Source organism: Enterobacter sp. BNK-16, assembly GCF_048684955.1.
Taxonomy (GTDB): domain Bacteria; phylum Pseudomonadota; class Gammaproteobacteria; order Enterobacterales; family Enterobacteriaceae; genus Enterobacter; species Enterobacter bugandensis.
Genome location: NZ_JBLQTQ010000001.1, coordinates 468409 through 487218 on the forward strand (window position 1 = coordinate 468409; position 18810 = coordinate 487218).

Consider the following 18810-nt stretch of genomic DNA (forward strand, 5'->3'; position numbering starts at 1 on the left):
TTACGCTCCGGATAGTTTTCTGAAGAGAGATCGCACCCATTCGCGGTGCAGACTTAGCGAACGTCCCATCACCACCACAACCAGCAGCGCCCCCGACAGCGCGCTCGACACCTGGTTGGGGATGCCGACCATCTGTAATCCCTGCTGGAGATAACCCACCAGCAGCGCCGCCAGCGCCGTACCCAGCACCGACCCTGAACCGCCGTAAATATTTGCCCCGCCGAGTACGGCGGCGGTGAGCGCGGGCATCAGCAAATCGCGCCCCAGATCCGAACGCGCAGAGCCGAAATAGGAGACCATCACCAGCGCGGCCACCGCCGACGCCACGCCCACCAGACCGTACAGCGCGTAGGGCATGCCGTTCACCGACAGCGCCGCATAGCGCGCCGCGCGCGGATTCTGGCCGATTAAAAACAGATGGCGGCCAAAGCGCCCGCGATGGGTAATCAGCCAGAAAAAGGCGGTAATCACCGCGAACAGCACCAGCGGGATCGGCAGCCCCAGCACCGTGAGGTTAGCGAACGCGGTAAAACCGTCCGGGAAGCCGCCGATGCCCTCGTAGCCCGTCGCCCCCGCCATGCCGGAGAGCAGTAACGCGCCGCCGCCGTAGAGGTAGAGCGTGCCGAGGGTAATGACTAAAGGGCTGATGCCGGTGTAGTGGATCAGCGCCGCATTCACCAGCCCACACAGCAGGCCAAGAAGCAGCGTCAGCGGAACGGCGATCGTCATGGGCCACCCCGCCTGCATCATCACCCCCAGCGCGATGGCGCACAGGCCGATGGTGGAGCCCAGCGAAATGTCGATCCCGCCGCTGATAATCACCAGCGTCAGCGGCAGCGCCACGATGCCGATGCAGATGAAATCGCTGGTGCTGAACAGCAGCATGTTAACGTCGAGCATGCGCGGGTTAATGGCGCCGAAGAGCAGGATCTCCAGCACCAGCAATATCAGCAGCGCGCTTTCCCAGTTGAGCCTCATTTACGCCACCTCTTTGTTGCGTTTGGGAAAGGGGGTGACGTGCTTTCCCCCTCTGTTGCCAGGCTGGAACCGGCCGTACTTCAGCGCCCGCTGATGGCGTGACAGCGCCTGGCGCAGCCGCCCGTCGAGCACCAACACGCCCAGCAGCACCAGCCCAGCGATGAAGTCGTTCCACCACGCCGGTAGCCTGAACAGCACCAGCACGGTGTCGATTTGAGTAAGGAAAAACGCGCCGAGGAACGCACCGACCAGCGTGCCGGTGCCGCCCAGCAGCGAAATGCCGCCGAGCACGCAGGCGGCAATGGCTTTCATTTCCAGCCCGCTGCCGGTCTGGTTGGGCACAAAGCCGATCTGGGCGGCAAAAACAATCCCGGCGCAGGCTGCCAGCATGCCGTTGAGGGTGAAGGCGATCATGCGCGTGCGGTTCACCGCCACGCCCAGCTGGCGCGCGGCGGCGAGGTTATCCCCCACCGCGTAAAAATCACGCCCGAACGCGGTGCGCGATAGCCCCCACGCGCCAACGACCACGAGAATCAACACTCCCACGCCGAGCGGTGAAATGCCGATGGCGGCAGGCTCGGAGAGAGATTTCAGCCCCGGCGGCAGCCCTTCAATCCACTTTCCGCCCGTCCAGAGCAGCATCGCTCCGCGGTACAGCCCCAGCGTGCCGAGGGTGGCGACAATCGCCGGAATGCGCAGCCCCACCACCAGAAAACCGTTGAACGCCCCCGCCAGCGCGCCAATCGACAGCGCAAAAAGTATCGATACCGGCAGGCTGTAGCCACCGTTGAGCGCCACGCCGACGGCAATGGCGGACAGCCCGACGGTCGAGCCCACGGAGACGTCGATATTGCGGGTCAGCATCACCAGCGCCGCACCGATGGCCAGCAGGATCAGGATCTGCGCGCTGGCGAAGATCATCCCCAGCGTTTGCAGGCTGAAGTAGGACGGATTCAGCGCCACCAGCACGGCGAACAGCGCCAGAATGGCAAGAAACGCGCTCAGCTCGCGGTTTTTGAGTAAGATCTTCATGATTGTCCTCCAAACGCCAGCGCCATCATCCGATCGAGACTGACGGCGTGGCGCGGCAGCTCGCCGCTGAGTACGCCCTGATGCATCACCAGCACGCGGTCCGCGAGGCCGGGAAATTCATCGAGATCGCTTGAGATCATCAGCACCGCAACATTCTGCGCCGCCACGCTTTTAATGAGCTGGTAGATATCGGCGCGCGCCGACACGTCCACGCCGCGCGTCGGCTCATCGACGATCAGCAATAAAGGATTGGCCTCCAGACAGCGCGCCAGCAGCACCTTCTGCTGGTTGCCGCCGGAGAGCGTGCGCACGGTTTGATCCGCATGATTGAGCTTGATCCCCAGCGCCCGGTGATAGCGCTCCACCACCGCAGACTCCCGCTTTCGCTGCTGCCAGAGCGACGGCTCGTTCAGCGCCACCGTGTTCCAGCGGACAGGCGCGTCGAGAAACAGGCCGGACACCTGCCTGTCTTCCGGCAGATAAACCAGCCCTTTTTCCAGACGTGAACCCACCGGATCGGAGGTGATCTCCCGGCTCTCCAGCCACACCCGCCCGCCGCGTACGGGACGCAGGCCGTAGAGCGTTTCGGCAAACTCGGTGCGCCCGGATCCGACCAGTCCGGCAAGGCCGACGATCTCCCCGGCGTAAATCTCCAGGCTGAGATCGATAAAGCCCTCTCCGGTGAGATCTTCCACGCGCAGCACCGGAAAATCCTGCGGCTGGGTGCGGCGATTGCCCGGCAGCGCCAGCCACAGCTTTTGCGCATCGCTTAAGCCTTTCTCGCGGCTGACCGGCGTCATGGCGGCGATCAGGGCGCTGTCGTCAAACTGGGCGGTTTCGCCGCTGAGCACCACCGCGCCGTCGCGCATCACCGAAACGCGGCTCGACAGCGTGCGGATTTCCGGCAGCTTATGCGAGATAAAGACAATCCCGACGCCGAGCGCCTGTAAGGCGCGGATCTGGCGAAACAGCCGTTCGGTTTCACCGGGCGTCAGCGAGGCCGTGGGCTCGTCGAGGATCAGAATTCTGGCGTTGCGCATCAGCCCGCGAAGGATCTCAACCATCTGCTGGTCCGCCACTTCCAGGGTGCTGGCCGTTGCGTCGAGATTAAGCTGACATTGCAGCTGCTGGAGTTTCTCCGCCAGCCGCTTTTCCCGATCGCGCTCTCGCGGCAGGCGGAACAGGATGTTTTCCCGCACGGTCAGGTTGGGGAAAAGCAGAGGCTCCTGTGGCACCAGATAAATGCCTAACCGGTGCGCCTGCGCCGGGGTAAGCCGTGCAAAAGACTCGCCCGCAACCGAAAGTTCACCGCTATCCGGCGTTTCCACCCCAGCGATGATCTTCATTAGCGTCGATTTTCCCGCGCCGTTACCGCCCATCAGCGCGTGCACCTGCCCCGCAAGCAGCGTGAAATCAATGCCTTTTAAGACCGGCACGCCTGAGAACTGCTTGCTGATATTTCGCGCGTTGAGAAGTGGTGTCATCATCGCTCCGCTATTGAACAAATGATTTTTAGATTTAATAATGTTCAAAAGCGTAGACGGTGAACTATATTTACAACCGTGCAGGGATCACAGTTTTATCGATTGAGATTCAGATTAACCAGAAACGATCTAAAAGATCCGTTTTGCCGCGTGGCTCACATTTTCACGCCGCGCCATTACGAACATATGATCTAAATTTTTATAAGAGTTCAATTATGAGCGATAAACGCACTGCGGAAGAAGGACGGTTTGCCGGGCTGGCGCTGGCGGAAGAGGAGCTGGTGGCGCGCGTCGCCTGGTGCTACTACCACGACGGGCTGACCCAGAATGATATCGGCGAACGGCTCGGTCTGCCGCGCCTGAAGATCTCCCGCCTGCTGGAGAAAGGCCGCCAGTCGGGGGTGATCCGCGTGCAGATCAACTCCCGCTACGAGGGCTGCCTGTCGCTGGAAACCGAGCTACAGCAGCGCTTTGGCCTGAAGCTGGTGCGCGTGATGCCTGCCCTAAATACCCCGCCGATGAACGTGCGGCTGGGCATTGGCGCGGCGCAGTCGCTGATGGGCGTGCTGGAGCCCGGCCAACTGCTGGCGGTGGGGTTCGGTGAAACCACCATGAGCAGCCTGCAACACTTAAGCGGCTTTATCAGCTCGCAGCAGATCCGCCTGGTGACGCTTTCCGGCGGCGTGGGGCCGTACATGACCGGTATCGGCCAGCTGGATGCGGCCTGCAGCGTCAGCATGATCCCCGCCCCGCTTCGCGTCTCATCTGCGGAAGTCGCCGGGATCTTAAAGCGCGAAACCAGCGTGCGGGACGTGATCCTCGCTGCGACCGCCGCTGACGTGGCGGTGGTCGGCATTGGTTCCGTGAACCAGCGCCGTGACGCGACGATACTGCGCTCCGGCTATATCAGCGAAGGTGAACAGCTGATGTACGCCCGTAAAGGGGCGGTGGGCGACATTCTCGGCTATTTCCTTAACGCCGAAGGGGAATGCGTCGAGGAGCTGGAGATCCACAAAGAATTACTGGGCGTCACGCTCGATGAACTGGCGCAACTGCCCACCATCGTCGGCGTGGCCGGTGGGGAAGAGAAAGCCGATGCGATTTATGCCGCACTGAAAGGTCGCCGTATTAATGGCCTGGTGACGGAAGAGACGACAGCCCGCGCGGTGCTGGCTCTGGCCGAATAAGAGTCGCCCTGCGCTAACAGCGAGGCAAGCTCATGAGTTACCTTTTAGCGTTAGATGCAGGGACAGGCAGCGTTCGCGCCGTGATTTTCGATTTACAGGGCAACCAGATTGCCGTCGGCCAGGCCGAGTGGAAGCACCTGAGCGTGGAGAACGTGCCGGGGTCGATGGAGTTCGATCTCGACACCAACTGGCAGCTGGCCTGCCGGTGCATTCAGCAGGCGCTGGAGCGTGCGCACCTGAGCGCGGCGGATATTCAGTCCGTCGCCTGCTGTTCGATGCGCGAAGGGATCGTGCTGTACGACCGCAGCGGCGAGGCCATCTGGGCCTGCGCCAACGTTGACGCCCGCGCCAGCCGCGAGGTGGCTGAACTCAAAGAGATCCACGACTACCGTTTTGAATCCGAAGTGTATGACGTTTCCGGCCAGACGCTTGCCCTTAGCGCCATGCCGCGCCTGCTCTGGCTGGCGCATCATCGCCCGGATATTTATCGTAAGGCCGCCACTATCACCATGATCAGCGACTGGCTGGCGGCAAAGCTCTCCGGCGAGCTGGCGGTCGATCCGTCTAACGCGGGCACCACCGGCATGCTGGATCTCTTTTCACGCGACTGGCGTCCGGCGTTGCTCGACATGGCCGGGCTGCGCGCCGATATTCTCTCGCCGGTAAAAGAGACCGGCACCGTGCTGGGGGCCATCACGAAAGAAGCCGCACAGCAGAGCGGTTTACGCGAGGGCACGCCGGTAGTGATGGGCGGCGGCGACGTGCAGCTGGGCTGCCTGGGGCTGGGCGTGGTCCGCGCCGGACAAACGGCGGTGCTGGGCGGCACCTTCTGGCAGCAGGTGGTTAACCTGCCGCAGGTGCGCACCGACCCTGAGATGAACATCCGCGTGAACCCGCACGTTATCCCCGGCATGGCGCAGGCGGAGTCGATCAGCTTCTTTACCGGGCTGACCATGCGCTGGTTCCGCGACGCCTTTTGCGCCGAGGAAAAGCTGATTGCCGAGCGGATGGGGATGGACACCTATTCCCTGCTGGAAGAGATGGCGAACCGCGTGCCCGCTGGCTCCCACGGCGTAATGCCAATCTTTTCCGACGCGATGCATTTTAAGCAGTGGTACCACGCTGCGCCGTCGTTTATTAACCTCTCCATCGACCCGGAAAAGTGCAACAAAGCGACGCTGTTCCGCGCCCTGGAGGAGAACGCGGCAATCGTCTCGGCCTGTAACCTGACGCAGATTTCGCGCTTCTCCGGCGTGACGTTTGATAGCCTGGTGTTTGCGGGCGGCGGCGCAAAGGGCGCCCTGTGGAGCCAGATTTTAAGCGACGTCACCGGCCTGCCGGTGCGCGTGCCGGAAGTCAAAGAGGCAACGGCGCTCGGCTGCGCCATTGCCGCCGGAACGGGTGCGGGGCTGTTTGCGGATATGGCCTCGACGGGCGAGCGGCTGGTGAAGTGGAGCCGCGAGTTTACGCCAAACCCGCAGCACCGGGAGCTGTACGACGGCATGATGGAGAAGTGGCAGGCGGTGTACGCGGATCAGCTCGGGCTGGTGGACAGCGGGCTGACCACGTCGATGTGGCAGGCGCCGGGGTTAGCGCGGGCAGCGACGCCGTAAATAACGCCGGATGGCGCTGCGCTTATCCGTCCTGGAGTTTTGTAGCCCCGGTAAGCGTAGCGCCACCGGGGAAGTTCTTTGAGATCTATCACAATCATTCGATCCCGCTTTTACCTTTCTGCTGCCGCTGGCTAAATTAGTAACTCATCCGACCACATAACAATAATTTTACACTGGAAGAGACTATGAGCCGCTACCCGTCGCTATTCGCCCCCCTCGAGCTGGGGTTTACCACCCTCAAAAACCGCGTGCTGATGGGCTCGATGCACACCGGGCTGGAAGAGCGTCCGGACGGAGCCGAGCGCCTGGCAGCCTTCTATGCCGAACGCGCCCGCCACGGGGTGGCGCTGATTGTCACCGGCGGCGTAGCCCCTGCCCCTTCAGGCGTGACGATGGAGGGCGGCGCAGTTCTGAATGATGCGACACAGCTGCCGCATCACCGCATTGTCACGGACGCGGTGCATAACGAAGGCGGCAAAATCGCCCTGCAAATTCTGCATACCGGGCGCTACAGCTATCAGCCAAAGCTGGTTGCGCCATCGGCTATTCAGGCGCCGATTAACCGCTTTACCCCTCACGCCCTCAGCCACGACGAGATCCTGGCGCTGATCGACGATTTTGCCCGCTGCGCCGCGCTGGCGCGTGAGGCGGGCTACGACGGCGTGGAGGTGATGGGCTCTGAAGGCTATCTGATTAACGAATTCCTCGCCGCACGCACCAACCAGCGCGACGACGAATGGGGCGGTGACTATGCCCGCCGGATGCGCTTTGCCGTGGAGGTGGTGCGCGCAGTGCGCGAACGTGCGGGCGCGGACTTTATTATTATCTTCCGCCTGTCGATGCTCGACCTGGTGGAGGGCGGCGGCACCTTCGACGAAACCGTGCAGCTGGCGCAGGCGATTGAAGCCGCAGGTGCCACGATTATCAACACCGGGATTGGCTGGCACGAAGCGCGCATCCCGACCATCGCCACGCCGGTGCCGCGCGCGGCGTTCAGTTGGGTAACGCGCAAGCTGAAAGGCAAAGTCTCCGTTCCGCTGGTCACCACTAACCGCATTAACGACCCGCAGGTGGCGGACGATGTGATCTCACGCGGCGACGCCGATATGGTATCGATGGCGCGTCCGTTCCTCGCGGATGCCGAACTGCTCTCTAAAGCGCAAAGCGGCCGTGCGGATGAGATCAACACCTGCATCGGCTGTAACCAGGCCTGTCTGGATCAGATCTTCGCCGGCAAAGTCACCTCATGCCTGGTGAACCCCCGCGCCTGCCATGAAACCAAAATGCCGGTGGTTGCGACGGTCAATAAAAAACGCCTGGCCGTGGTGGGCGCTGGCCCCGCTGGGCTGGCGTTTGCGGTGAATGCCGCCTCGCGCGGGCACAGCGTGACGCTGTTTGATGCCGCCGGTGAAATTGGCGGGCAGTTTAATATCGCCAAACAGATCCCCGGCAAAGAGGAGTTCTATGAAACCCTGCGCTACTACCGCCGGATGATCGATCTGACGGGTGTTGATCTGCGGCTTAACCAGCTTGTCAGCGCGGCGGATCTGATCGGTTTCGACGAGGTGATCCTCGCGAGCGGGATCGCACCGCGCACGCCTGCAATCGAGGGTATCGATCATCCGAAGGTGTTGAGCTATCTGGACGTATTGCGTGACAAAGCGCCCGTTGGCGAGAAGGTGGCGATTATCGGCTGCGGCGGGATCGGCTTTGATACCGCGATGTATTTAAGCCAGCCGGGCGAGGCCACCAGCCAGAACATCGCCGAGTTTTGCGTAGAATGGGGCATTGATACCAGCCTGAGCCAGTCCGGCGGATTACGGCCGGAAGGGCCGCAGCTGCCGAAAAGCCCGCGCCAGATCGTGATGCTCCAGCGTAAGGCCAGCAAGCCGGGTGAAGGGCTGGGCAAAACCACGGGCTGGATCCACCGCGCCACCCTGCTCTCGCGCGGGGTGAAGATGATCCCGGGGGTGAGCTACCAGAAGATCGACGACGACGGGCTGCATGTGCTGATCGGTGGTGAACCGCAGCTGCTGCGCGTGGATCATGTGATTTTGTGCGCCGGACAGGAGCCAAAGCGCGATCTGGCCGATCCGCTGCGCGAAGCGGGTAAAACGGTGCATTTGATCGGCGGGTGCGACGTGGCGATGGAGCTGGATGCGCGGCGGGCGATTGCGCAGGGCACCCAGCTTGCACTGGTTATTTAGCGACGACGCCCCAGCTTCACCGCTTTCAGCACCACAAACTTGTTATTGGTCGCAATGGTGACGCAGTTGCCGAAAATCTTCTTCAGCTTGTGGAAGTAGTCCAGGTGACGGTTCGCCACGATATACAGCTCGCCGTTGATTTTCAGGCAGCGGCGCGCGTGGTGGAACATCTCCCACGCGACGTTATCCGTCAGGGCGTGCTTCTGGTGGAACGGCGGGTTGCAGAACACGGCGTTGAAGCGGAAAGGCTCAACGCCGGAGAGCGCGTTGTTGATCATAAATTCGCAGCGATCCACAGCTTCCGGCATGTTGGTTTCCACGTTCAGACGGCTGGAGGCCACCGCCATCGGCGACTCGTCGCTGAACACCACGCTGGCTTCCGGATTCTTCGCCAGCAGCGTCAGGCCAATCACGCCGTTGCCGCAGCCCAGATCGACAATCTCCCCTTCCAGGTTTTCCGGCAGATGCTCCATAAAGAAACGCGCCCCAATATCCAGCCCGGTGCGGGAGAAAACGTTCGCATGGTTATGGATGGTCCAGTCGGTGCCTTCCAGTTTCCAGCTCAGCGTCTCCGGCGCGTCGGCCAGCTCCGGTGCGCTGAAGGTGCAGTTGATCAGGCGCGCTTTTTTCCAGGCCAGCGTGGTTGTGGTCGGGCCGAGCACTTTCTCGAACAGCTCCAGCGTTGAGGTGTGAATATCGCGCGCTTTGGCACCCGCAATGATGCGGGTTTCCGGCGTGACGACTTTGCGCAGCGCGCGCAGCTGCTGCTCCAGCAGCGCCATGGTTTTGGGCACTTTGATCAATACAACGCCCGGCGCCTGCGGGTAGTCCGCGGTGCTGTCGAGGAACTTCACGCTGGACTCGTCGATGTCGTTATGGCGCAGGTTTTCACGCGTCGCCAGTTCGCTCAGGTAGGAATCGCCAATGCTGTACGGCGTGTGCTCTGCCAGGGCGCAGCCCAGGGCACCAAACGCGTCATTCAGGATCAGAACCGGGCCGCGGATTTCAGTCTCATCCAACTGCTGCAGCAGATATTCATCCGCCGCTTCCCACGCCTGAAGCGGGTTTACGTCGTCCGTTTCCGGGAAACGTTTAAGGTTGAGTGAACGGAAACCGTTGTCTAAGTGGCTCATCGGCCCTCCTGAATGGTAAAATTTGGCGTATCCCTGAAAAGGGTGCGTGAGTATACCCGTTTTCGCATTAATTTGGGCTTTTGATGAACCAACTTACTTATCTCCAGGGCTACCCGGAGCATTTACTGACTCAGGTTCGCAGCCTGATTGCCGAGCAGAAGCTCGGCGCGGTGCTGGAAAAGCGCTATCCCGGCACGCACGATTTCGCGACCGATAAGGCCCTCTGGCAGTATACGCAGGATCTGAAAAGCCGATATCTGAAGAGCGCGCCGCCGATCAACAAGGTGATGTACGACAACAAGATCCACGTGCTGAAAAACGCGCTCGGCCTGCACACCGCCATCTCCCGCGTGCAGGGCGGCAAGCTGAAGGCTAAGGCGGAAATCCGCGTGGCGACGGTTTTCCGTAACGCGCCGGAAGCCTTTCTGCGGATGATCGTGGTGCATGAGCTGGCGCACCTGAAAGAGAAAGAGCACGACAAAGCGTTCTATTCCCTGTGCTGCCACATGGAGCCGCAGTATCACCAGCTGGAGTTTGATACCCGCCTGTGGCTTACGCATTTATCGTTAAATGGTAATGCGGAATAGCGCACTGGTTTTGCAATAATCCCGTGCTACAGTGGCTAAAGGTTCCCCGCTACGGAGTACGTAAACGTTTATGATACGTTTCGCAGTCATTGGAACGAACTGGATCACGCGCCAGTTCGTCGACGCCGCCCACGAAACCGGCAAACTTAAACTCACCGCAGTCTATTCCCGCAGCCTTGAGCAGGCGCAGAGTTTTGCTAACGACTACCTCGTCGAGCATCTCTTCACCTCCCTGGATGAAATGGCGCAAAGCGACGCCATTGACGCGGTTTATATCGCCAGCCCGAACTCCCTGCACTTCCCGCAAACGGCGCTGTTTCTCGGCCATAAAAAGCACGTGATTTGCGAGAAGCCGCTGGCGTCGAATATCGAAGAAGTGGAAGCGGCCATTGCGCTTGCCCGCGAAAACCAGGTGGTGCTGTTCGAAGCGTTCAAAACCGCCAGCCTGCCGAATTTCCTTCTGCTGCAGCAGTCCCTGCCGAAAATTGGCAAAGTGCGCAAAGCCTTTATCAACTACTGCCAGTATTCGTCGCGCTATCAGCGCTATCTGGACGGCGAGAATCCGAATACCTTTAATCCGGCCTTCTCAAACGGTTCGATTATGGATATCGGTTTTTACTGCCTGGCCTCTGCCGTAGCGCTGTGGGGCGAGCCGCACGGCGTTACGGCCACCGCCAGCCTGCTGGAGAGCGGCGTGGATGCACACGGTTTGGTGGTGCTGGACTACGGTGATTTTAGCGTCACGCTGCAGCACTCCAAGGTGAGCGATTCCGTGTTGCCGAGCGAAATTCAGGGCGAAGCCGGGTCGCTGGTCATCGAGAAGATCTCCGAATGCCAGAAGGTGAGCTTCGTGCCGCGCGGCGGCAAAGCGCAGGAACTGACGCAGCCTCAGCATATTAACACTATGCTCTATGAGGCAGAGGTCTTCGCCCGTCTGGTGGAAGACAACGAAGTGAATCACCCAGGCCTTGCGGTAAGCCGCACCACGGCGAAGCTGCAAACCGAGATCCGCCGCCAGACCGGCGTGGTGTTCCCGGCAGACGGCATAGGCGCGGAAGCGATCGCGTAAAGCTGTGTAATGAAACGGCGCAGGCCATTGACGAAACCGATGGTCTGACATATTTTGTTACCTGCAAAGGGGAGTAACTTCTTCGCCGGTGGATCGTCATTACGATGCGTAAAATATGCATCCGGTCGCCGGGCAACCTTCGTGGTTGTAAGTGAGACCTTGCCGGAAGGCGAGGTCTATGCATAAAAAGCTAACGGCTATCGTCTTCTGACCATGGCCGTTTTTGTTTTTTATGTGTAAGGAAAATAGTATGCATTCTGTCGGCACTCCAATGCTGTGGGGCGGATTCGCGGTTGTCGTGCTCATCATGCTGGCGATCGACCTCTTTTTGCAGGGTCGTCGCGGCGAGCACGGCATGAGCGTTAAGCAGGCCGCCGTCTGGTCGCTGGTCTGGGTTACCCTCTCGCTCCTCTTTTGCGCCGCCTTCTGGTGGTATCTGGCCTCGACTGAAGGCCGTGCGGTGGCCGATCCTCAGGCGCTCGCCTTCCTCACCGGTTATCTGATTGAAAAAGCCCTGGCGGTTGATAACGTCTTCGTCTGGCTGATGCTGTTCAGCTACTTTGCTGTGCCTGCAGCATTGCAGCGCCGCGTGCTGGTCTACGGCGTGCTGGGTGCCATTGTCCTGCGTACCATCATGATCTTCGCCGGCAGCTGGCTAATTACCCAGTTCGAATGGCTGCTGTACGTGTTCGGCGCGTTCCTGCTGTTTACCGGGGTCAAAATGGCGCTGGCGAAAGAAGACGATACCGGTATCGGTGATAAGCCGCTGGTGAAGTGGATCCGTGGTCATCTGCGCATGACGGACAAGATCGAGAGCGAGCACTTCTTCGTGCGTAAGAACGGCCTGCTGTTTGCTACCCCGCTGCTGCTGGTGCTGATTCTTGTCGAGCTGAGCGATGTGATTTTCGCGGTAGACAGCATCCCGGCAATCTTCGCGGTGACGACTGATCCGTTCATCGTGCTGACCTCTAACCTGTTTGCGATCCTCGGTCTGCGCGCCATGTATTTCCTGCTGGCAGGCGCGGCAGAGCGCTTCTCGATGCTGAAGTACGGTCTGTCGGTGATCCTGGTGTTTATCGGTATCAAGATGCTGATCGTGGATTTCTACCACATCCCGATCGCCATTTCGCTTGGCGTGGTGTTCGGCATTCTGCTGGTGACGCTGGTTATCAATACCTGGGTTAACCGCCAGCACGATAAGAAGCAGCAGGCTTAGTGCTTTTTGCCCGGTGGCGTTGCGCTTACCGGGCATTTTTCGTTAATCAATAGTTAAAAAACATGACGCAACACGTAAAATCCAGCATTTTACGCTTCCCTCCGCAGACACTTTCCCTATACTCGACCAGGCAAACATTTACTTACATCCGGACATAAATGTGACTAAGAGCACAGCCGGGATGGAACGCAATTTCACTTAAGGAACACTCATGACGATATCCTCATCGGGCCTGCTTGCGCGCCTGTCGCGCGGCAGCCTTGTTAAGCAAATACTGATTGGACTGGTGTTCGGCGTCGCGCTGGCACTGATCTCAAAACCTGCCGCCGAAGCCACTGGCCTGCTGGGCACGCTGTTCGTCGGCGCGCTGAAAGCGGTCGCGCCGGTTCTGGTTTTAACGCTGGTGATGGCCTCAATCGCCAACCACCAGCAGGGGCAGAAAACCAATATTCGCCCGATTCTGTGGATGTATCTGCTGGGTACGTTCTCAGCCGCGCTGACGGCGGTTGTCGTTAGCTTTATCTTCCCGTCTACGCTGCAGTTGACCACCGGCGCCACCGACATCACGCCGCCCGCGGGTATTGTTGAGGTGATGCACGGCCTGCTGATGAGTATTGTCGCCAACCCGATCCATGCCCTGATTAACGCGAACTACATCGGGATCCTGGTATGGGCCGTCGGCCTCGGCTTCGCTCTGCGCCACAGCAACGACACGACCAAAAACCTGGTTAACGATCTTTCTCACGCCGTCACGTTTATCGTGACGGTGGTCATCCGCTTTGCGCCGATTGGTATTTTCGGTCTGGTAGCATCCACGCTGGCAACCACCGGTTTCGGCGCGCTGTGGGGCTATGCGCAGCTGCTGCTGGTGCTGATTGGCTGTATGGCCGTCGTGGCACTGGTGATTAACCCGCTGCTGGTGTTCCTGCAGACCCGACGTAATCCTTACCCGCTGGTGCTGATGTGCCTGCGCGAAAGCGGCGTGACCGCTTTCTTCACCCGCAGCTCGGCGGCAAACATTCCGGTCAACATGTCCCTGTGTGAGAAGCTGAATCTGGACCGCGATACTTACTCCGTATCCATTCCGCTGGGCGCGACCGTCAACATGGCGGGAGCGGCCATCACCATCACGGTGCTGACGCTGGCCGCGGTGAATACGCTGGGTATTCCGGTGGATCTGCCCACCGCGCTGCTGCTGAGCGTGGTGGCCTCGCTGTGTGCCTGCGGCGCATCCGGCGTGGCGGGCGGTTCCCTGCTGCTTATCCCGCTGGCGTGTAATATGTTCGGCATCCCGAACGAGATCGCCATGCAGGTGGTTGCGGTGGGCTTTATCATCGGCGTATTGCAGGACTCCTGCGAAACCGCGATCAACTCCTCCACCGACGTGATGTTTACCGCCGCCGTGTGCCAGGCGGAAGACGCGCGTTTAGCGAAGAACGCGCTGCGAGGTTAACAGCAAAACGGCAACCCTGAGGTTGCCGTTTTTAGTGTTTGTACCCTCTCCCCGTGGGAGAGGGTCAGGGTGAGGGCATCAGGCCGCACCGATTAAAGTTCAGTAGGTCGGGTAAGCGCTAGCGCCACCCGACAAAACACTTAAAGCGTCACACCACTCTTAAAGATCGCCAGCTCGCGGAAGTCGTTCTTCTCGTTACAGGTCTGCCTGCCGTTAGCAAACTCCACGATAGTATCCACGAACTCCGTCAGCAGCTGCGGCATCGCTTTGCCGTGGATCAGCTGGCCTGCGTCGAAATCGATCCAGTGCTTTTTCTTCGCCGCCAGCTCGCTGTTGGTGGCGATTTTGACCGTCGGCACAAAACCGCCGTACGGCGTACCGCGACCGGTGCTGAACAACACCATGTGACAACCCGCCCCCGCCAGCGCGCTGGTGGCGACCGCATCGTTGCCCGGTGCGCTCAGCAGGTTCAGGCCGTGGGTTTTCAGGCGTTCACCGTAGCGCAGAACGTCCACCACCTGGCTGGCCCCCGCTTTCTGGGTGCAGCCGAGGGATTTCTCCTCCAGCGTGGTGATTCCGCCCGCCTTGTTCCCCGGCGACGGGTTCTCGTAAATCGGCTGATTGTGGGCAATGAAGTACTGTTTGAAGTCGTTCACCATGGTGACGGTCTTCTCAAACGTCTCTTCGTCGCGGCAGTGGCTCATCAGAATGCGCTCCGCGCCAAACATCTCCGGCACTTCGGTCAGCACCGTCGTGCCGCCGTTGGCAATCACGTAATCCGAGAAGCGGCCCAGCATTGGGTTAGCGGTAATGCCGGAAAGACCGTCAGACCCGCCGCACTCCAGGCCAAACTTCAGCTCGCTCAGCCTGCCCGGCTCGCGCCTGTCGTGGCGCATCACCTCATAAAGCTGATGCAGCTGCTCAACGCCCGCTTCCACTTCGTCGTCCTGATGCTGGCACACCATGAAGTGAACGCGCTCAGGGTCGAATTCTCCCAGCGTCTCGCGGAAGGCGTCGACCTGGTTGTTCTCGCAGCCGAGGCCGATCACCAGCACCGCGCCCGCATTCGGGTGGCGCACCATGTTTTGCAGCATGGTGCGGGTGTTGATGTGGTCGTCACCCAGTTGGGAGCAGCCGTAGGTGTGGCTGAACAGATGTACCCCGTCGATACCCTCGGCATCGTGGGTCTCCTTCAGAAAGCGGGTCTGGATCTGACGCGCAATGCCGTTCACGCAGCCGACGGTCGGCAGGATCCACAGCTCGTTGCGGATCCCCACATCGCCGTTTGCGCGACGGTAGATTTGCACCTCACGATCCCCCGCCTGCACGCCTGCCTTCGGTAGTTCAGGCTGATAGCTGTACTCGTCCAGATCGCTGAGATTGGTGCGGGTATTGTGGGAATGAATATATTCACCCGGCGCAATATCCGCCAGCGCATGGCCGATGGGCAAACCGTACTTCACCACGTTCTCCCCTTTTGCAATGGGGATCAGGGCAAACTTGTGTCCACGTCCAATGGCCTGGCGCAACGTGACCGACTGGTTATCGAAGGCTACTTCCGTGCCTTCGGTTAAATCTGCCAGCGCGACGGCCAAGTTATCCAGCGAATGGATTTTGATGTATTGCATATCAACCTCAGACGGCCTTAGTTCAGTTCAATGGCGAAGTAGTCACGCGCATTGTTAAAGCAGATGTTTTTCACCATTTCGCCCAGCAGCTGGATATCCGCTGGCGCTTCACCCGCGTGCACCCAGCGGCCAATCATCTGGCACAGGATGCGGCGGAAATATTCATGACGGGTATAGGACAGGAAGCTGCGGCTGTCGGTCAGCATACCCACGAAACGGCTTAACAGACCGAGCTGCGCCAACTGCGTCATCTGACGCTCCATGCCGTCTTTCTGATCGTTGAACCACCAGCCGGATCCGAACTGCATCTTGCCCGGCATACCTTCGCCCTGGAAGTTGCCCACCATGGTGCCCAGCACTTCGTTATCGCGCGGGTTCAGGCAGTAGAGAATGGTTTTCGGCAGCAGGTTTTGCTCGTTCTGTTTGCTCAGCAGTTTTGACAGCTCTTCCGCCAGCGGGCGGTCGTTGATGGAGTCAAAGCCCACGTCCGCGCCCAGCAGTTTGAACTGGCGCTGGTTGTTATTGCGCAGCGCGCCGATGTGGTACTGCTGTACCCAGCCGCGACGGGCGTATTCCGCACCGAGGAACACCAGCACCGCCGTTTTGAACTGCGCTACTTCATGCTGGCTAAGCGATTCACCGGAGAGGCGACGCGCCAGGATGCTGTCCAGTTCAGCTTCGTTGGATTCCGCGAACAGCACCACGTCCAGCGCGTGGTCAGAGACTTTACAGCCGTGCGCCGCGAAGTGGTCCAGGCGTTTGGTCAGCGCGGTTTGCAGGTCAGCGAAACGACGGATGTCGGTATCGGACACTTCCGCCAGCTTCGCCATGTAGTCGGTGAAGGTGGCCTGTTCGATGTTGAAGGCTTTGTCCGGGCGCCAGCTTGGCAGCACTTTAATGTCAAAAGAGGCGTCTTTGGCGACAACGGCATGATGCTCCAGGGAGTCAATCGGATCGTCGGTGGTGCCCACCATCTTCACGTTCATCTGCTTCATGATGCCGCGCGCGGAGAAGTTATCCTGCGCCAGCAGCGCATTGCACTGGTCCCAGATCTCATCCGCCGTAGCGGGAGAAAGCAGCTTGCCGGTGATGCCAAACGGACGGCGTAGTTCGAGGTGCGTCCAGTGGTATAGCGGGTTACCGATGGTGTGCGGCACGGTAGCGGCCCAGGCGTCGAACTTCTCGCGATCGGTCGCGTCGCCGGTACACAGGCGCTCGGCCACGCCGTTGGTGCGCATTGCGCGCCATTTATAGTGGTCACCCTTCAGCCAGATATCATACAGGTTTTTGAAACGGTAATTTTCGGCAACCTGCTGCGGCGGTAAGTGGCAGTGGTAGTCGAAAATCGGCTGGTCTTTAGCGTAGTCGTGGTACAGGCGGCGGGCAAATTCGGTATCTAACAGAAAATCGTCGGTCATAAACGGCGTCATTATCGTCTTCCTCATTACGGGAGCGTCAGAAAGCGTATGTTCATATGCTGCAAAGTTATCACACCAATTTCCACCCACCGAAGCTTTTTTCGTGAGTGAGATCAATAAACGCTAACAAATAAATTACCCTCAATGGGGTAAACCCTTCTACAGGCCGCGCCATTGCTGGCTTTGCGCGCAGCGATTAATGTCCCTACAAAGAATCATACATTTGTGATGTCACTCACCTTTTAAAGTTGTATGACAAGTTATCGTTTCGCCGTCGCAAACACTAAGCCGACGGAATGCGTTACCGGTGTGAGACACATCGGATTTAACGGTACGGATACCGACTTATGCACGCTTACTTATGGCAAGGTTCGGGCCGTTCCGGGACATTCTCCCGGCTACGCCCCTCCCGTTACACAACTGCTCCCGGCAACGGTTGAGAGGTTGCCGTGCTCTGGCGCGGAAATAACATAACGATGAGGTTTTAGATGCGTAAAATTAAAGGGTTACGTTGGTATATGATCGCGCTGGTGACGCTGGGCACCGTGCTGGGCTACCTGACACGTAACACCGTGGCAGCCGCGGCGCCGACGTTGATGGAAGAGCTGCATATCTCCACGCAGCAATACTCTTACATCATCGCGGCCTATTCTGCCGCTTACACCGTCATGCAGCCTGTTGCTGGGTATGTTCTCGATATTCTGGGTACCAAAATCGGCTATGCCTTCTTCGCCATCGCCTGGGCGGTATTCTGCGGTGCAACCGCACTGGCAGGCAGCTGGGGCGGTCTGGCGCTGGCCCGTGGCGCGGTCGGTGCGGCAGAAGCCGCAATGATCCCGGCGGGGCTGAAAGCCAGCTCTGAGTGGTTCCCGGCAAAAGAACGTTCCATCGCGGTGGGCTACTTCAACGTGGGCTCGTCCATCGGCGCAATGATTGCGCCACCGCTGGTGGTGTGGGCCATCGTGATGCACAGCTGGCAGATGGCATTCATTATCTCTGGCGTGTTGAGCTTTGCCTGGGCAATGGCGTGGCTGGTTTTCTATAAACACCCACGCGATCAGAAAAAACTCTCCGAGGAAGAACGCGAATACATTATTGGTGGTCAGGAAGCGCAGCATCAGACCAACAATGGCAAGAAGATGTCCGTCTGGCAGATCCTGGGCACCCGTCAGTTCTGGGGTATCGCCCTGCCGCGCTTCCTGGCTGAACCGGCCTGGGGCACCTTCAACGCGTGGATCCCACTGTTTATGTTTAAAGTCTACGGCTTTAACCTGAAAGAGATCGCGATGTTCGCCTGGATGCCGATGCTGTTCGCTGACCTGGGCTGTATCGTGGGCGGCTACCTGCCACCGCTGTTCCAGCGCTGGTTTGGGGTGAACCTGATTGTTTCCCGTAAGATGGTGGTGACCATGGGCGCCCTGCTGATGATTGGCCCGGGCATGATCGGCCTGTTCACCAGTCCGTATGTGGCTATCGCCCTGCTGTGCATCGGTGGATTTGCGCACCAGTCCCTGTCCGGCGCGCTGATTACGCTCTCCTCTGACGTCTTCGGTCGCAACGAAGTGGCCACCGCCAACGGCCTGACCGGGATGGCCGCCTGGACCGCAAGTACGATGTTTGCGCTGGTCGTCGGCGCACTGGCGGATACCATCGGCTTCAGCCCGCTGTTCGCGGTACTGGCTATCTTCGACCTGATGGGCGCGGTGGTTATCTGGACGGTGCTGAAAAGCAAATCCGCAGAGGAGCTGGCGAAAGAGTCTCTCGGGCGACCGGCTACGCAGAGTTAGCGAAAATGCGTTTTACCG

General features: G+C 59.6%; 14 protein-coding genes. 8 read left to right on the forward strand and 6 right to left on the reverse strand.

Features of this window, described 5'->3' with window-relative positions:
• From lsrD to lsrA, 3 genes are read right to left on the reverse strand one after another with little or no spacing between them, the layout of a single operon-like run.
• The gene (gene lsrD / locus ACMGGH_RS02240) at positions 1–978 is read right to left on the reverse strand and encodes an autoinducer 2 ABC transporter permease LsrD (protein WP_047367088.1); all 978 of its coding nucleotides are present in this window, start codon (positions 976–978) and stop codon (positions 1–3) included.
• Positions 979–2010, reverse strand: coding sequence for an autoinducer 2 ABC transporter permease LsrC (gene lsrC, locus ACMGGH_RS02245; RefSeq protein WP_048958740.1), 1032 nt, complete (start codon positions 2008–2010; stop codon positions 979–981).
• On the reverse strand, positions 2007–3494 hold the full coding sequence (gene lsrA / locus ACMGGH_RS02250; protein ID WP_232948998.1) for an autoinducer 2 ABC transporter ATP-binding protein LsrA: 1488 nt from the start codon (positions 3492–3494) through the stop codon (positions 2007–2009). The genes lsrC and lsrA overlap by 4 nt, the downstream gene beginning before the upstream one ends.
• Positions 3495–3709: 215 nt before the next feature.
• Here lsrA and lsrR point away from each other — a divergent pair, with 215 nt between their 5' ends.
• From lsrR to ACMGGH_RS02265, 3 genes are all read left to right on the forward strand, one after another.
• Complete coding sequence (gene lsrR, locus ACMGGH_RS02255; protein WP_045260116.1) at positions 3710–4681, forward strand: transcriptional regulator LsrR; 972 nt, start codon at positions 3710–3712, stop codon at positions 4679–4681.
• A 32-nt stretch (positions 4682–4713) separates the two neighbouring features.
• Positions 4714–6294, forward strand: coding sequence for an autoinducer-2 kinase (gene lsrK / locus ACMGGH_RS02260; RefSeq protein WP_420299060.1), 1581 nt, complete (start codon positions 4714–4716; stop codon positions 6292–6294).
• Between the two features lie 185 nt (positions 6295–6479).
• Positions 6480–8501 (forward strand): NADPH-dependent 2,4-dienoyl-CoA reductase, encoded by a 2022-nt coding sequence (locus ACMGGH_RS02265; RefSeq protein ID WP_045260114.1) that lies wholly within the window; start codon positions 6480–6482, stop codon positions 8499–8501.
• Here ACMGGH_RS02265 and rlmG read toward each other — a convergent pair.
• On the reverse strand, positions 8498–9634 hold the full coding sequence (rlmG, locus tag ACMGGH_RS02270) for a 23S rRNA (guanine(1835)-N(2))-methyltransferase RlmG (RefSeq protein ID WP_028014499.1): 1137 nt from the start codon (positions 9632–9634) through the stop codon (positions 8498–8500). The genes ACMGGH_RS02265 and rlmG overlap by 4 nt on opposite strands.
• 83 nt (positions 9635–9717) lie before the next feature.
• Here rlmG and ACMGGH_RS02275 point away from each other — a divergent pair, with 83 nt between their 5' ends.
• The 4 genes from ACMGGH_RS02275 (at position 9718) to sstT (ending at position 13959) form a co-directional block, all read left to right on the forward strand.
• Complete coding sequence (locus tag ACMGGH_RS02275; protein WP_023333531.1) at positions 9718–10221, forward strand: YgjP-like metallopeptidase domain-containing protein; 504 nt, start codon at positions 9718–9720, stop codon at positions 10219–10221.
• Positions 10222–10291: 70 nt separating this feature from the next.
• On the forward strand, positions 10292–11290 hold the full coding sequence (locus tag ACMGGH_RS02280; RefSeq protein WP_028014500.1) for a Gfo/Idh/MocA family protein: 999 nt from the start codon (positions 10292–10294) through the stop codon (positions 11288–11290).
• Positions 11291–11540: 250 nt separating this feature from the next.
• The gene (locus ACMGGH_RS02285; RefSeq protein ID WP_126300141.1) at positions 11541–12506 is read left to right on the forward strand and encodes a TerC family protein; all 966 of its coding nucleotides are present in this window, start codon (positions 11541–11543) and stop codon (positions 12504–12506) included.
• Between the two features lie 211 nt (positions 12507–12717).
• Positions 12718–13959, forward strand: a complete 1242-nt coding sequence (gene sstT, locus ACMGGH_RS02290) for a serine/threonine transporter SstT (RefSeq protein WP_028014502.1) — start codon at positions 12718–12720, stop codon at positions 13957–13959.
• A 140-nt stretch (positions 13960–14099) separates the two neighbouring features.
• On the opposite strand, the gene ACMGGH_RS02295 is transcribed toward sstT, so the two are convergent.
• Together ACMGGH_RS02295 and uxaC are read right to left on the reverse strand one after the other, a co-directional pair.
• The gene (locus tag ACMGGH_RS02295) at positions 14100–15587 is read right to left on the reverse strand and encodes a UxaA family hydrolase (protein WP_192987517.1); all 1488 of its coding nucleotides are present in this window, start codon (positions 15585–15587) and stop codon (positions 14100–14102) included.
• A gap of 17 nt (positions 15588–15604) precedes the next feature.
• The gene (gene uxaC, locus ACMGGH_RS02300) at positions 15605–17017 is read right to left on the reverse strand and encodes a glucuronate isomerase (protein WP_048999508.1); all 1413 of its coding nucleotides are present in this window, start codon (positions 17015–17017) and stop codon (positions 15605–15607) included.
• A gap of 476 nt (positions 17018–17493) precedes the next feature.
• On the opposite strand from uxaC, the gene ACMGGH_RS02305 reads away from it, so the two are divergent.
• The gene (locus ACMGGH_RS02305; protein WP_028014505.1) at positions 17494–18792 is read left to right on the forward strand and encodes an MFS transporter; all 1299 of its coding nucleotides are present in this window, start codon (positions 17494–17496) and stop codon (positions 18790–18792) included.
• Positions 18793–18810: the final 18 nt, after the last annotated feature.

Bases quoted from the DNA above. Each gene is read 5' to 3' on its own strand.
- sstT (WP_028014502.1), top strand. From the start codon at position 12,718: ATGACGATATCCTCATCGGGCCTGCTTGCGCGCCTGTCGCGCGGCAGC.
- ACMGGH_RS02295 (WP_192987517.1), bottom strand. From the start codon at position 15,587: ATGCAATACATCAAAATCCATTCGCTGGATAACTTGGCCGTCGCGCTG.
- ACMGGH_RS02265 (WP_045260114.1), top strand. From the start codon at position 6,480: ATGAGCCGCTACCCGTCGCTATTCGCCCCCCTCGAGCTGGGGTTTACC.
- rlmG (WP_028014499.1), bottom strand. From the start codon at position 9,634: ATGAGCCACTTAGACAACGGTTTCCGTTCACTCAACCTTAAACGTTTC.
- lsrD (WP_047367088.1), bottom strand. From the start codon at position 978: ATGAGGCTCAACTGGGAAAGCGCGCTGCTGATATTGCTGGTGCTGGAG.
- ACMGGH_RS02305 (WP_028014505.1), top strand. From the start codon at position 17,494: ATGCGTAAAATTAAAGGGTTACGTTGGTATATGATCGCGCTGGTGACG.
- lsrA (WP_232948998.1), bottom strand. From the start codon at position 3,494: ATGACACCACTTCTCAACGCGCGAAATATCAGCAAGCAGTTCTCAGGC.
- lsrK (WP_420299060.1), top strand. From the start codon at position 4,714: ATGAGTTACCTTTTAGCGTTAGATGCAGGGACAGGCAGCGTTCGCGCC.
- ACMGGH_RS02280 (WP_028014500.1), top strand. From the start codon at position 10,292: ATGATACGTTTCGCAGTCATTGGAACGAACTGGATCACGCGCCAGTTC.
- uxaC (WP_048999508.1), bottom strand. From the start codon at position 17,017: ATGACGCCGTTTATGACCGACGATTTTCTGTTAGATACCGAATTTGCC.
- lsrR (WP_045260116.1), top strand. From the start codon at position 3,710: ATGAGCGATAAACGCACTGCGGAAGAAGGACGGTTTGCCGGGCTGGCG.
- ACMGGH_RS02275 (WP_023333531.1), top strand. From the start codon at position 9,718: ATGAACCAACTTACTTATCTCCAGGGCTACCCGGAGCATTTACTGACT.
- lsrC (WP_048958740.1), bottom strand. From the start codon at position 2,010: ATGAAGATCTTACTCAAAAACCGCGAGCTGAGCGCGTTTCTTGCCATT.
- ACMGGH_RS02285 (WP_126300141.1), top strand. From the start codon at position 11,541: ATGCATTCTGTCGGCACTCCAATGCTGTGGGGCGGATTCGCGGTTGTC.